This is a genomic window from Mesorhizobium sp. M1403 (assembly GCF_040317695.1).
Taxonomy (GTDB): Bacteria; Pseudomonadota; Alphaproteobacteria; order Rhizobiales; family Rhizobiaceae; genus Mesorhizobium.
This window is the reverse complement of the sequence record NZ_JAMYKY010000055.1, coordinates 1-12,877: the sequence shown is the minus strand read 5'-3', so window position 1 is coordinate 12,877 and position 12,877 is coordinate 1. Positions and strand designations below refer to the sequence as shown.

Annotated in this window: 12 protein-coding genes and 5 pseudogenes; 8 read left to right on the top strand and 9 right to left on the bottom strand. The window is 59.7% G+C overall.

The genetic code is table 11. The features are described 5' to 3' along the window. Both NKH01_RS34160 and NKH01_RS34155 read right to left on the bottom strand, forming a co-directional pair. Nucleotides 1–454 (bottom strand): recombinase family protein (locus NKH01_RS34160; RefSeq protein WP_353024636.1); only part of this gene is annotated, 454 nt, incomplete at its 3' end. Then, nucleotides 441–572 (bottom strand): hypothetical protein, encoded by a 132-nt coding sequence (locus tag NKH01_RS34155; RefSeq protein WP_352624128.1) that lies wholly within the window; start codon nt 570–572, stop codon nt 441–443. The genes NKH01_RS34155 and NKH01_RS34160, both read right to left, overlap by 14 nt. A 363-nt stretch (nt 573–935) precedes the next feature. Between NKH01_RS34155 and NKH01_RS34150 the strand changes: the two are divergent. Then, nucleotides 936–1,176 (top strand): annotated as a pseudogene (locus NKH01_RS34150) (transposase domain-containing protein); the annotation flags it as partial. Nucleotides 1,177–1,268: 92 nt separating this feature from the next. Here the strand turns inward: NKH01_RS34150 and NKH01_RS34145 are convergent. Continuing rightward, a pseudogene (locus tag NKH01_RS34145) lies at nt 1,269–1,762 on the bottom strand (IS6 family transposase); the annotation flags it as partial. Nucleotides 1,763–1,815: 53 nt separating this feature from the next. On the opposite strand from NKH01_RS34145, the gene NKH01_RS34140 reads away from it, so the two are divergent. The 3 genes from NKH01_RS34140 to NKH01_RS34130 all read left to right on the top strand — a co-directional run bounded on the left by NKH01_RS34140 (nt 1,816) and on the right by NKH01_RS34130 (nt 3,957). Further along, the gene (locus NKH01_RS34140) at nt 1,816–2,169 is read left to right on the top strand and encodes a M20/M25/M40 family metallo-hydrolase (protein ID WP_353024635.1); all 354 of its coding nucleotides are present in this window, start codon (nt 1,816–1,818) and stop codon (nt 2,167–2,169) included. Nucleotides 2,170–2,372: 203 nt separating this feature from the next. Beyond that, nucleotides 2,373–3,284, top strand: a complete 912-nt coding sequence (locus NKH01_RS34135; RefSeq protein ID WP_353024634.1) for a dihydrodipicolinate synthase family protein — start codon at nt 2,373–2,375, stop codon at nt 3,282–3,284. A gap of 10 nt (nt 3,285–3,294) precedes the next feature. Further along, complete coding sequence (locus tag NKH01_RS34130; protein WP_353024633.1) at nt 3,295–3,957, top strand: LysE family translocator; 663 nt, start codon at nt 3,295–3,297, stop codon at nt 3,955–3,957. Between the two features lie 122 nt (nt 3,958–4,079). On the opposite strand, the gene NKH01_RS34125 is transcribed toward NKH01_RS34130, so the two are convergent. Next, nucleotides 4,080–4,703 carry a helix-turn-helix domain-containing protein gene (locus NKH01_RS34125; protein WP_353024632.1) on the bottom strand — a complete coding sequence of 208 codons (624 nt, stop codon included), beginning with the start codon at nt 4,701–4,703 and terminating at the stop codon, nt 4,080–4,082. Between the two features lie 42 nt (nt 4,704–4,745). Between NKH01_RS34125 and NKH01_RS34120 the strand changes: the two genes are divergently transcribed. Then, the gene (locus tag NKH01_RS34120; protein WP_353024631.1) at nt 4,746–5,432 is read left to right on the top strand and encodes a B3/B4 domain-containing protein; all 687 of its coding nucleotides are present in this window, start codon (nt 4,746–4,748) and stop codon (nt 5,430–5,432) included. Nucleotides 5,433–5,645: 213 nt separating this feature from the next. Here the strand turns inward: NKH01_RS34120 and NKH01_RS34115 are convergent. The 3 genes and pseudogenes from NKH01_RS34115 to NKH01_RS34105 form a co-directional block, all read right to left on the bottom strand. Then, nucleotides 5,646–6,342 (bottom strand): annotated as a pseudogene (locus NKH01_RS34115) (IS6 family transposase). A gap of 283 nt (nt 6,343–6,625) precedes the next feature. Beyond that, on the bottom strand, nt 6,626–7,417 hold the full coding sequence (locus NKH01_RS34110; protein WP_353024630.1) for a hypothetical protein: 792 nt from the start codon (nt 7,415–7,417) through the stop codon (nt 6,626–6,628). A 1,080-nt stretch (nt 7,418–8,497) separates the two neighbouring features. Further along, nucleotides 8,498–9,018: pseudogene (locus NKH01_RS34105) on the bottom strand (ATP-binding protein); the annotation flags it as partial. Nucleotides 9,019–9,191: 173 nt separating this feature from the next. Here NKH01_RS34105 and NKH01_RS34100 point away from each other — a divergent pair. From NKH01_RS34100 to NKH01_RS34090, 3 genes are read left to right on the top strand one after another with little or no spacing between them, the layout of a single operon-like run. Further along, a complete protein-coding gene (locus NKH01_RS34100; RefSeq protein WP_353024629.1) occupies nt 9,192–9,503 on the top strand; it encodes a hypothetical protein in 312 nt (103 codons plus the stop codon). Continuing rightward, nucleotides 9,500–10,141, top strand: coding sequence for a recombinase family protein (locus NKH01_RS34095; RefSeq protein WP_353024637.1), 642 nt, complete (start codon nt 9,500–9,502; stop codon nt 10,139–10,141). Before NKH01_RS34100 ends, NKH01_RS34095 begins: the two co-directional genes overlap by 4 nt. Further along, nucleotides 10,096–11,553: a recombinase zinc beta ribbon domain-containing protein gene (locus tag NKH01_RS34090; RefSeq protein ID WP_353024628.1), complete on the top strand. Its 1,458-nt coding sequence runs from the start codon at nt 10,096–10,098 to the stop codon at nt 11,551–11,553. Before NKH01_RS34095 ends, NKH01_RS34090 begins: the two co-directional genes overlap by 46 nt. Before the next feature lie 34 nt (nt 11,554–11,587). On the opposite strand, the pseudogene NKH01_RS34085 reads toward NKH01_RS34090, so the two are convergent. Both NKH01_RS34085 and istA read right to left on the bottom strand, forming a co-directional pair. After that, nucleotides 11,588–11,935, bottom strand: a pseudogene (locus NKH01_RS34085) (ATP-binding protein); the annotation flags it as partial. After that, nucleotides 11,932–12,877: IS21 family transposase (istA, locus tag NKH01_RS34080; protein ID WP_353024627.1), on the bottom strand; the 946-nt coding region annotated here is incomplete at its 5' end. The pseudogene NKH01_RS34085 and the gene istA, both read right to left, overlap by 4 nt.

The window sequence follows — 12,877 nt, the reverse complement described above, 5'->3', positions numbered from 1 at the left end:
GGGCACGCAGCACGCCGAGCTCGAACTCGCTGATGCTGCCCTTCATACCGAGCAGCAGGCGGTCGTTCGGCAATCCCGGATCGTACACTCCGTCCAGATCGATCACCCATGCATCGACTTCGCCGCACAACTCGAGCAGCCGATGCCAGTCCGGTCCGTTGCGAGACAGGCGGGACGCCTCCAGGCAAAGCACAGCGCCCACATGACCGGTGCACAGATCGTCGACCAGGCGCTCGAAACCAGGACGTTCCACAGCTCCACTTGCGGTGCGTCCCAAGTCCTCGTCGATCACCTCAACCTTGCGGAATCCCCAGCGCCGCGCGACGTCGACCAACTCATATTGCCGACGCTGGCTCTCGAGATTGAGCTGTACTTGCGCCTGCGTGGACTGACGTACATAGACGACGGCCTTGCGCTTGAGGACGGCAGTCGGAATCAGATTACTGCTCGTCATCGCGGCTCTCCTCCGTCACGATGCCGGCGGCGGCCATCAGCACATTGGCGAGCCGGGCGATCACGATCGTTCGTTGCGCTGCGCTCAGCCCGACCAGCTTGTGCGAGTCGAGCGGCATGCTGAGCTGGCGAACGATCACAAGAGATCGTGTCGGTGGCGGCAAGGTCCTCATTTTGCGTCTCCCCGATGATGAAACCATCCGGAGAGCCTCGCCGGAAACGGCGCTGGATCAAGAGCTTGTTCAGTTCAAGCAGTGCAGCAAGCGATACGCGCGGGGAGCCCAGATCCATTGCTGCGCACGCCACGGGATCTATCATCCAGGCCGGAGCGGTAATGACATGCCCCGGCACGATGACGAGATGAATGATCCGGCCGTTGGCGCGTTCTTCGCTGTTCTCGCAGCGAAGCCGGCGTCCGAAATACGGATGCCAGCGATAATGGACTTCGACCTCCTGTCCAACATGGGCAGAATGACCCCGAGATTGCTTGCGGAAGAAAGGCTTGGCTCTTCGCCGGTTCCGACCGCGGCGCGGACCGCGCCGCCGCTATGCTCACCCCTCATCATGACCGCACGGCTGAATGACGTAGATCCCAAGGCCTGGCTCGCCGATGTCCTTGCCCGCATCGCGGACCTGCCTACGTCTCGCCTCCCGGAACTGCTCCCATGGGAATGGAAGCGCCGTCTACAGGCCGAGAGTTCGCCTCGTCAGCAGGCCGCCTGAACCCGCACCCCTGCATCATAGTTCAGCTTCGTGCGCGCGTCTCTCGCCCGCGTGACTGCTCGGATGCTTACTTTCCAGGTTTGCGACAGAACCTCCTGTTCGATGCGGTTGTTGAAATACTGGCTCTTGCGGATTCTGATCGGCTTCAGTGCTCGTCGCGATCGATCCCGCAGGCGATTTTCAAGATCGCAAGATCGGATGGCCTCGTGATTGGTCCTGCCATGGCGCTGCAGGGCCTTCCGTAAGAAGCGTTTGGCCGCCGGCAGGTCACGGTTTTCGCTGAAAAAGAATTCGACCGTATCGCCGAGGCTGTCGATAGCACGATAGAGATACATCCATTGGCCTCGAACCTTGATGTAGGTTTCGTCCATGTGCCATTTTCCAGTGACGCTCCGCTTGCGCCGGTTGAAGCGTTCAAGCAGCAGAGGCGAAAAATGCAGACCCAGCGGTGGACAGTGGAATGGTCGACGTGAATGCCGCGCTCGGCCATCATCTCTTCCAGATCGCGCAGGCTGCGATTGTAGGCAAGATACCAGCGAACGCACAGCAGGATCACGGATCGATCAAAATGGCGGCCTTTGAACATGACAAACTCCCGGAAAAAAGAGCAAGCGTCATGCAGCAAATGACCTTTCCGAATTGCGTCAGCGCATTGAAGACGTGGCGACGTTCCAGGCCAAAAGCTACAATGCACAGGTGTCGTTCACCTCGGAGGTCGGGTACCCCGCAACGATCAACGATGACGCTGCCGTCCAGGTCGCAGTCGCGTCCATCAAGCGCCATTTTGGCGAGGGAGCGGTTTCCCAACTTGCTGTACCAATGATGTTCAGCGAAGATTTCTCGTTCATGCTGAACAAGGTCCCCGGTGCCTATGTGCTCATCGGCAATGGTGACAGTTCCGGGCTGCACTCGACGACGTATGACTTCAACGATGACATCCTCGTACGTGGCGCCGCTTTTTTCTACAATCTTGCAAGAGATCATTTCGCATGACGTTAGCGTGAATTCCAAGTCGGAAAGACTTAACAGTCCCGCGCCTCCCCCTTTGCGAGGCCGGACCTCGCATCGCCAAAAGCTAACTGGACTGGCAACATTGACGAGAACTGGCGCTATATCCAAGGCCAGTTGGCAATGTGAATGACATCAACGCCGGACCGTCGGCTTACAGTTCATCGGCCAAAAGAGTTGGAGACACAATGACTTTCCTGCGCGGTTTGTCCGCTTTTCCCATCACCCCCGCTGATCGCGGCGGTAATATCGATGAGCCCGCATTGGAAAAACTTCTTGCGCGCTTGATGGAGGCAAAGGTCGATTCTATCGGCCTGTTGGGAAGCACGGGCAGTTACATGTTCCTGTCGCGCCAACAGCGCCAATGCGCAATTGAGGTGGCCGTCGATAAAGTCGGTGCTGATATTCCCTTGTTGGTCGGGATTGGAGCGCTGAGGACGGACGAAGCCGTGCAACATGCCAAGGATGCCAAAGGGATCGGTGCGACAGCCGGCTTGCTGTCTGCAGTGTCGTACGCACCTCTGACCGAGGATGAAGTGTTCGAGCATTTCCAAACAGTCGCATTGGAATCCGGTTTGCCGATTTGCATCTATGACAATCCCGGAACAACGCATTTCCGGTTCTCATCCGCCTTGGTCGAAAGGCTGTCTCGGGTGCCCGGGATCGTCGCCATCAAAAACCCCGGTTTTGGCCCGGCTGAAACCCAGCGCCATCTGGAGGACCAGCGCTCACAGGTGCCAGACGGCTTTTCGATCGGCTACAGTGGAGACGCGCAGTGCACCGAGGCGATGATTGCAGGTGCCGATACCTGGTACAGTGTCATTGGCGGACTTCTTCCCGATGCCTGTTTGAAGATCGTCAGGGCTGCACAAAGGGGCGACGCGGCCGAGGCACGTAGGATCAATGCCAGCCTCGAGCCGCTCTGGGCTCTGTTTAAACGGTATTCCAGCCTGCGGGTTGTCTATGCTTTGGCGGAGGCATTGGAGATCTGCCATGCTTCACCTCCCCTGCCCATCAGGTCACTTTCCGAGGACGCGCGGTCAGAGGTTTTGGCAGTGCTAAAGCAGCTTCCAGCCGATGTGATCAGCCTATCCAGATGAGCAGATAGCCATGATCATCGATCCCTCGGTGGGCACTCCCCTGATAATGGCGTTCTCGGCCTACATTCTGGCCGCATCCAGTCCAGGGCCGAGCAATCTTGCCATCATGAATACTGCCATGAGCCGGGGCCGTGTCGCAGCGCTTGCACTGGCTGCCGGCGTGGTCTCTGTCTCCTGGATGTGGGCAGTGCTCGCCTCGACCGGCGTTGCAACGGTATTGAAAGCCTGGCCGAGTGCTCTCAATGTCATGCAGTTCATCGGAGGCTGCTATCTGCTCTATCTCAGTGCACGGTTTGCCGGCTCCGCGCTTGCCGGAAAAGACCTTTCTGCACCGCCGGAGGCGGCGCTGTCCCGCACGGAGTTGGGCAAGATCTATCGGCGCGGGATCGCCCTGCATATCGCCAATCCGAAGGCCATCATGGGCTGGATTGCAACAATTTCTCTCGGGTTGCAGCCGGGTACGCCCGCCTACATGCCCTTTGTCATCATGCTGGGGTGTGCGTTTCTGGCCGTGGTGATTTTCGGGGGATACGCGATCGTGTTTTCGCTCCCATCGGTTTCGCGTGTCTATCAGAAAGCGCAGCGATGGATCGACGGCGTTCTCGCAGCCTTTTTTGTCATCGCAGGCGTTCGGCTGATTTACGCCACTATCGGACCATGGATCTTGTCTTGATGGGGCCACCCGGCCAAGCGCAACCGGGATTGCCCCCATCACTCCCGGGGTCTATCGCACCCAGGCATAGACCCGTCTGGAGCGAAGATGACACGTAACGCTTTGCCCGCTATCGGACGCGTCTAGAGGCTTGTCCTTACACGCGGTCTTTGCAGCTCTGCCACCGCCATCACAAACCGCAACTCGCTGTTTCCGCAATTCAGGTAGGCGTGCCTGTCTTCCGTGCGGGCCAGAACCGACGACCCTGCCTGGAGCACATGTTCACTCTCGTCGAGCCGCAAGGTCAGCTCACCAATTTCCACGTTCAGAAGCTCAAGCGTTCCTGGTGAATGGCCGGGCGACTCGAAGATTTCACCGGGAAACATCGTCCAGCGCCAAAGCTCGATCTCGTCAGGCCCATGCGTACCAACCAACAGCGTCGCGGTTCCCCCCTTTGGACCATGCCACAGCGTCGAGGCGTCCTCTGGAAGAACAATTCGAACCGGCACACTCGACGCGACACCGACGAAATCGGCGACCGATACGCCAAGCGCCGTGGCGGCCCTGCAAAGCGTGGCGATACTCGGATTGGCCGAACCTTTTTCGATTTCAACGAGCATGCCTTTGCTCACACCGGATTTTCTGGAGAGCTCGTCGAGGGTCAAGCCGTTCTGGCGGCGGAATAATTTCATGTTTTGAGACACCGTGGCGCTGACGCGTTCAACACCGGCTACCGTCTCGGTCGATATATTGACTTTCTTTTCCATGGTCGTTATTATAGACTAAATTGGTCAGTGAGAGCTAGTGGCATGTTGGAATTTCCGATCATCGAAAAAGAGATTGCCGCGATTGCCCCGGATTTCCGGGCGGTCAGCATAATCGTCGATGCCAACGCTGCGACGCAAGGCACTATGGCAAGCGACATCCTGGAAGAAGCCTGTGATTTTGCGCGTGCAGGCGGACCGCAATGGTCGGAGGCCCATTTGGCGAGCTGGGGGGAGGTTTATACCCGTTTTGGCGCAAAGCCGAACCGCACACCCTGCTCTGCCCAGGCATTGAAGAAACGCGTCGAGAGAGATGGACGACTTCCCTCCATCAACCCGATCGTCGATCTCTACAATGCCGTTAGCCTGCGTTTTGCAATTCCGGTCGGCGGCGAGAATTTTGACGCCTATGTCGGGGTGCCGCGCTTGTCGGTTTCAGACGGGACCGAACAGTTCGACACCACCATGAACAGCGAGGCGATCATCGAACGCCCGTCGAAGGGCGAGGTCATCTGGCGCGATGATGTTGGTGTAACGTGCCGGCGCTGGAACTGGCGACAGGGAACCCGGACCCGGCTGGACGCGATTGGCGGCCGCATGTGGTTCATTTTGGAAAGCTTGGGGACCATGCCCGAGGAGGCGCTTGAGGAGGCGGGGGATATGTTGGAGAGAGGCCTGAGGAGCCTTGCGCCGGAGTGCGAGATCAAGCGGCAGACGATCGGCATCGTGTAGTCCTACTCTGCTGAATACATAGATCAGTCCAGTTATATGGTTCTGTCGCAAACTTTTCGGAAAGGTCATTTGCTGCATGACGCTTGCTCTTTTTTCCGGGAGTTTGTCATGTTCAAAGGCCGCCATTTTGATCGATCCGTGATCCTACTGTGCGTTGGTTCCGTCGCAAACTCCAGCTGAGGTCGCAAGGGCAGGTTGAGCGTCACGCGGCGCTCATGCGGCGAGCATTTCGAACTGCTTGGCAATGGAGGGCGTGGGATTGTAGGCAAACCTGGCCTGTCGTTTGCGCATCATATGAACCATCTCGATGCCCGAGAGGATAATTTCGGCGGTTGTGGTTGACTTGAAGCCGAGCATGGACCGGACGCGGCGCTTGATGCGCCTATGATCCTGTTCGATGCGGTTGTTGAAATACTGGCTCTTGCGGATGCTGATTGGCTAGTGCTCGTTGCGATCGATCCCGCAGCCGATTTTCAAGATCGCAAGATCGGATGGCCTCCGTGATTGGTCTGGCTGCCGTCGATGGCGATACGTTCCGGCCTGCCATGGCGCTGCAGGGCCTTCCGTAAGAAGCTTTTGGCCGCCGGCAGGTCACGGTTTTCGCTGAAAAAGAATTCGACCGTATCGCCGAGGCTGTCGATAGCACGATAGAGATACATCCATTGGCCTCGAACCTTGATGTAGGTTTCGTCCATGTGCCATTTTCCAGTGACGCTGCGCTTGCGCCGGTTGAAGCGTTCAAGCAGCAGAGGCGAAAAATGCACGACCCAGCGGTGGACAGTGGAATGGTCGACGTGAATGCCGCGCTCGGCCATCATCTCTTCCAGATCGCGCAGGCTGAGATTGTAGGCAAGATACCAGCGAACGCACAGCAGGATCCGGATCGATCAAAATGGCGGCCTTTGAACATGACAAACTCCCGGAAAAAAGAGCAAGCGTCATGCAGCAAATGACCTTTCCGAAAAGTTTGCGACAGAACCAATGCGTCAGAGCCCTTTTTCAACGCTGACGTAGACGTTAGCTACGGAACCTTGGCCGCCTGACAGGAGCTATGCTGGAGATTGGCTGACGAGGCTGATCAAGCCTTCCAACAGTGCCAGCCTGATCAATTACGGCGAGAGCTACCGGTCCGGAGATCGCATCAGCGCCTCTGTCGTCAAGAGAGCTGTTCTGCTTGACCCCAGCCATGGAGCTCAACGCCCCGCGTCGGAGCGCTCCCTGCTTCTGAAGGAAGCCATTAGGTCCGCTCGGGCTTGATCGGAGGCTTGGCTGATGGACGTCGTGGTTGCTTCGCTCAGTTGCCGCCCCATGGCGAGGCTTTGCGGATTATCAGTCCTCTGCCTCTTCGCCGGTATCAACAGCGCTGTGTAATGTTCATTGTTTATGATGACGCCCCCGCTGTTCACGAGGTTGCTCCTGTCAAGTGTACTCGTCAGTCCGTCCTGGGCCTCGCGCGTCTTGCCCAAGTGCCGTTCAAACGGCGCTGGCGCGACTTGTTGAGCTCGAGAGATGGGTCCCTGCTCTCCTGCGTAGCCATGAGCTTGTGCCGCGGTCTCTTCGATCCTCCTGTCCAAATCTGAAACCGACGCCGGTGCCGCGTGGCGCAGTTCAGACGGAGCAAGCGGCTCGTCACCGGGAAGCGTGCTGATACTCTGCAAGTGTTCGACTGATAATTGCGATTTCTGCGCGTCGCTGAAGTGGCAATATCCCTTCAAAAGGGCGCGCGCAGCCCCGCCCTGGGTAACGGGTGCGTCTGCGCCTTGGTCGTGAAACGTCCCAACGGGGCTTTCCTTAACCGCGTCTCGGGCGTGTCGGTCCATGAGTTCAAAGTTCGTGAGATTATTTGCCGTCCCAGATGTATCGTGACCCATGAGTCGGGTTTGTAGTGCCTGCCGATTGACGACGAGGTTGTAGAGGTTCACGTCTGGCAGGTCTGGCTGCCATCTTTGCAATCGGCTAACCAGCGCCCGCGTGCCGTCCACCACGTAGACTCCGCAATCCCACTTGTTGCTCTGCTGGGCGATGCGGATCGAGCTGGTGTCCAGGCTGGCGCCCAGCCTTTTGCGAGGTCTTTTGCAAGCGTGTCATTGTATCCCCCGACGGAGTCATAATGATAGGCAACCGGCCGTTCCCGGTCGCTGCGATCAACGACAGCAGCGACCAATGGGTGCCGCGGAGCTCAGGATGCGTAGCATGGGCATCGTTCACTGGCACGAACAGGAAGTCGGCTGTGTCGTTACCGTTCTGATTATGGACGATGCGCTGGAATGCGCTTAGCGTGACGCTCTCGGAGCCCAAGCGCAGATGAGAATGGGCTACGAGGGGATCCACGAACCGCGTCCGGGCGGCGAGATCTGGATTGTTCCCCTGCAACTCGTGCTCCAGGAGCTCGTAATCCCTCTGGATATGTTGGTCGCCTAGCAATTGCAATGCGCCGAGCACCCGCCCGCTGGGGTCGGCTCGTGGAAAGAGCTCTGGCGAGGCGGAATTCCCCGCCCGCAAGCTGGGCGGAGCGAATTCCGGTGGCCTCAGTGGCACCTCCTCGCTTGGTAGCAGGTTGCTCCTGTCCAGTGCAGCGATCCGCTCGTCCGGCGCGCCCTGGTCGCGGTAGCGCCCGCTCAGGGGACGAAAGGACTCTGCGGGATCCGAGGCTTGGTGGTGGTGCCCAGTTGGCACGAAAGACGATGGCAGAACAGCGTCGTCTTCATTAGCTTCCCCAAGGAGCTTCTCTGGCCGACCGAATGCCTTCTGCGGCCCGCTATGCTGCGCAGCGGCGTCCCCAATGGCACGAGCCTCCATGCCGACTGCGTCTTCCGGACGAGCAGCAAGGGCAATTTCGCGCCTGAGTGCGGCGTACGGCGGGAACCTCCGGAGATGAGCTAGTGCACTGATCCCACTGGAGGTGTTATAGCGCTTGGCATCTTCATCCAGCGACTCCTCGTGAAGCCGAGCCGCAATCCCCGGCTTCTTGTTTTCACGCAGGTATTCACTGAAACGTATAAGAGCTGTCAATGCCGCTCGAATTTTCCCCAAAAGTGCCGAAGTAAATTCCCCAGTTTCGCCGCTCAGGCTGTCGCGGAAGGGTGTCCATTTTTCGGCGGCCGGCCGCGCGGTCGTGCGTTGAGCGTCGGCGGCGTGATGGAGGCTTTTGATCGCAGGTGTTCGGGCATGAGCTCGGCGTGTTGTCGGAGCCGATAGCTCGATCCTTCGATCTGGACGACGACCGCATGATGAAGCAGGCGATCGAGAAGTGCGGTTGCGACGACAGGATCGCCGAAGACCTCGCCCCATTCGGCAAAGCCGCGGTTTGAGGTTAGAATCATTGCGCCCTTCTCATAGCGGGCGTTGACGAGCTGGAAGAACAGATTGCCGCCACCGTGGATGACGGGAGGTAGCCGATCTCGTCGACAACGAGCAGAGCAGGCCGGCAGAAGAAGCGGATGCGTTCCTGCAGGCGGCCTTCGCGTTCGGCCCTTGCCAGCGCGGCGATGAGTTCGGCGAGCGTGCAGAAATAGACGCTCTTTCCAGCCTTCACAGCCTCGACGGCAAGCGCAATGGCCAGATGGCTCTTGCCCGTGCCGGTCGGACTGGGCTCATAATGCCCGTTATCAGGATGGCGAGGCAAAGAAGATTGTCCGTTACGCCTTTCATCCACGTTCGGGCGGGGAGATTTTCGTCACAGGCCGTCAGCGTTATTGCGGTGAGCCGGCCTATGTCGGGCGACAACCGGATGGCAGCCTGGCGCTGATTCCGATCTGGATGACGGAAGAGATCGCTCTGACGATGGCGGTTCGCGAGGCGCCCCGTTTTCCCTTTCATGCCTGCGCGACCTGCGCCGCGAGGTCGATGCATGTCTACGTTTTCTGCAGAGCGACTCACGCCAGCCAGGAGACGACCATGCAGCGCAGGCAATGCCGAACCGACCAGCCAGACCTGTTTTCCAAGAAGGCTCCGCCATCGAGTCTTCCAGGCGAAGTCCGGGAACGCACCCTCCCGCTGATCGAGACCTTGCTGAGGGAAGCGGTGGTGAGCCAGACGGGACGGGAGGCAGATCATGAAGATCACCGCTGAACATCTCGCGCGGTGCCTATGTCTATGTCCGGCAGTCGACGGCCGATCAACTCGTCAACAATCCCGAGAGCCGGCGACGCCAATATGGCCTTGCCGAGCGAGCGCGGTCCCTTGGCTGGAAAGACGCCATCGTCATCGATGAAGATCTCGGTCGTTCAGGGTCTGGCATCAGCCGTCCGGGCTTTGAGAAGCTTCTGGCGGCGATCTGCGAAGGTCGGGTTGGTGCGGTCCTCGCCATTGAAGCCTCCCGGCTGGCCCGCAATGGCCGGGACTGGCATACGCTCATCGAGTTTTGCGGCCTTGTCGGAACGCTCATCATCGATGAGGACGGCATCTACGAACCGCGTCATCCCAACGACAGGCTGCTGCTCGGCATGAAGGGCACGATGAGCGAACTGGAGCTTTCGATCCTGCGGGCCCGCTCGATCGAAGCCCTGAAGCAGAAGGCACGACGGGGCGAACTTTTCCTGACGGGGCGATCGGTTACGTCAAGTCGGGCCGGAACCGGGTCGAGAAAGACCCGGACCTGCGGATCCGCGAGGCGATCGATCTTGTATTCCGGCGTTTCGACGAACTGCAGAGCATCCGGCAGGTGCATCTGTGGTTGCGCCGCGAGGGCATTATGCTCCCTGCCGTAAATTACACGCGCGCGGCGGACAGGGCGATCGTCTGGAAGCTGCCCGTCTACAATACGGTGCACCACATTCTCACCAACCCGATCTACGCCGGCGCCTATGCGTTCGGGCGAACCTGCAGCAAAGTCACCATAGAGGCCGGACGCAAACGGATTTTGCGTGGGATCAGGCGCGATCGCGCCGACTGGGAGGTCTTGCTCATCGACCATCACGAAGGTTACCTGAGCTGGCACGATTTTGAGAGGAATCAGCGCCTGATCACGGACAATGCCACAAGCAAAGGCCTGGTGCCGCGCGGTGCTCTTCGCCGGGGCGAGTTGCTGCTCGGCGGTCTCTTGCGCTGCGGCCATTGCGGCCGCAAGCTGCATGTCTCCTATTCCGGCAGCAACGGCAATACGGGGCGCTATCATTGCCGCGGAGCGCAGGTCAACCACGGAACCGACCCGTGCATCGGCTTCGGATCGTTGCGGGTCGATCAGGCGGTCAGCGCGGAGGTTCTTCAACGCCTTCAACCGCTCGGCATGGAAGCGGCGATCAAGGCCATCGAGACCTCCACCGTGCAGGCTGGAGAGAAGCGGCGCCATGTGGAGCTCGCACTCGAGCAGGCACGTTATGAAGCCGCCCATGCACGCCGCCAGTATGACGCCGTCGACCCGGACAACCGGCTTGTAGCAGGCGAACTGGAGCGACGCTGGAATGCCGCGCTCGTAGCCGTCCGCGAGCGTCAGGACGAGCTTGACGCGCTCGACCGCCACAAGCCTGAGGCTCTGGGAGAAGAGGAATGGCGGAGCCTGCTGCGCATGGGCGCCGATCTCGAACTGGCATGGCATCATGCCAACGCCACCGCCACCACGCGCAAGCGGATCATCCGTGCCGTGATCCGCGAGATTGTCGTCGCCATCGAAGACGACCACATCAAAATGCTGGTGCATTGGCAGGGCGGCGACCATACCGCGCTTTCGGTCAGGAAGAACAAGGCAGGCCATCACCGTTGGGGCGCCCCGCCGGACATCGAGGACCTGATCCGTGCCCTGGCACGCCAATTGCCGGATAGAGCGATCGCATCGCTTCTCAACCGGCTCGGCAAAACCACGGGTCGTCTGAACGGATGGACGCAGTCCCGTGTCTGCACTTTCCGCAACCAGCACGACATCGCCGTCTACAAAAAGGACGAACGGTCGGAGCGCGGCGAGTATACATTGCAGGAAACGGCTGCGAAGCTCGGCCTGCGGCCAATGACCGTGCTGCGCATGATCCGCGCCGGCGATCTGAAGGCCGAGCAGTATTGCAAGGGTACGCCCTGGATCATCCGTCATGAAGATATCGAGCAACTCGATATCCAGCACCATTCCGGCAGGAGCGGACACAGTCCATTATCACAATCACAGGATCAGCAGATCCAGCTTTTTCAATAACATAGCGAGGTGTGCATTATGTCGTGGGATCGGTCGGGCCGAGGAAGTGGACGACCTCGCAGCGGGCGACGAAGCCGAGTTGGGCGAGCGTGAAGATTCGATCGCGGTCGAGCGAGGGCTGGAAAGAGAAGTCGAAGCCGGCGAGCGTCTTGATCGTGGCCAGACGCCCCATGCGCAGTGCCGTCTTGATCCGGCTGTTCTCGCGGAGGGTCAACTCTTCCGAAAGGAGGATGTCCATAGCTTCGAGGGCGGCGATCTCGCCCTGCTCGAGCCGGCGTACGACATGATCGAGCGCTTCGAGCGCACGCGGCATCTTCAGGCCGACGAGGTCGTGGCGGATTCGGTCGATCGTGGATGGCGTGGTATCGAGCGCGTTCGTCATGGACGCTGCTCCTTCGCCATCACCCGGGCGACGGCATCGTAGAAGGCCAACGGGCGCTGAGCGACCCTGTCGCCTGAGCCATGAAGGATGAGCTCGTCGTTCCTCAGTCTTTGTCGGCGCTTGTGGATGTGGATGTTGCGATGACCCGGCTCGACATGACGCTGATGCCGGCCTTCGAGAATGGGATGGGCGGCAATCAGCGCGCCGTCCTCGAAGATGCGAACCTCTTCGGCCAGCGTGTGCACCTCGACGACACGGCGCCTGGTGGCGTCGGGCACGCTGTAGAAATTGCCACCGACGCTGACCATGTCCTCCCGGCTGATGCGTCGCTCGAGCTTCAGGACCGATCGGAACGGAGCCAAAGCCAGCGGCCGCAGCGCTGCCCGCTCCTCGGCGAAAGCTTCGTTGACGACACGCCTTGTGGTGGCGTGAGCCCTCGGGTTTGCGACCGTGTCCAGCCAGTGGCGCAACTGGGCGTTCAGGTCTTCGAGGTTGCGAAAGGACCGGGCCAGGAAGAAGTCCTCGCGAATGTAGCGGAACGGCCGCTCGACCTTGCCTTTTGTTTTGGCGCGGTAAGGCCGGCAGGCCTTGGGATGGAAACCATAGTGGCGGGCAAGATCGACGAGGGCACGGTTGTAGACGATGCCGCCGGTATCGCCTTCGCCGATCACAGCCGTCTTCACACGGTCGTAAAGCACTTCGCGAGGAGCGCCGCCCAGCGCCTCGAAAGCCCCAGCATGGCAGCGCAAGACAGTCGGCAGATCCTGGTGGACGACGAAGCGTGCCCAGATAAGGCGACTGAAGCCAAGCACCATGGAGAATAGCCAGACGATTCTCGGCGTGGTCGGCTCATCGGCAAAGACGACATTGAACTGGGCGAAGTCGACCTGCGCCTGCTCGCCGGGCGGGGTCTCGAAGCGAACCTCGTATCCACGCTCCGCC

Bases quoted from the DNA above. Each gene is read 5' to 3' on its own strand.
- NKH01_RS34125 (WP_353024632.1), bottom strand. From the start codon at position 4,703: ATGGAAAAGAAAGTCAATATATCGACCGAGACGGTAGCCGGTGTTGAA.
- NKH01_RS34130 (WP_353024633.1), top strand. From the start codon at position 3,295: ATGATCATCGATCCCTCGGTGGGCACTCCCCTGATAATGGCGTTCTCG.
- NKH01_RS34120 (WP_353024631.1), top strand. From the start codon at position 4,746: ATGTTGGAATTTCCGATCATCGAAAAAGAGATTGCCGCGATTGCCCCG.
- NKH01_RS34155 (WP_352624128.1), bottom strand. From the start codon at position 572: ATGCCGCTCGACTCGCACAAGCTGGTCGGGCTGAGCGCAGCGCAACGA.
- NKH01_RS34135 (WP_353024634.1), top strand. From the start codon at position 2,373: ATGACTTTCCTGCGCGGTTTGTCCGCTTTTCCCATCACCCCCGCTGAT.
- NKH01_RS34100 (WP_353024629.1), top strand. From the start codon at position 9,192: ATGACGGAAGAGATCGCTCTGACGATGGCGGTTCGCGAGGCGCCCCGT.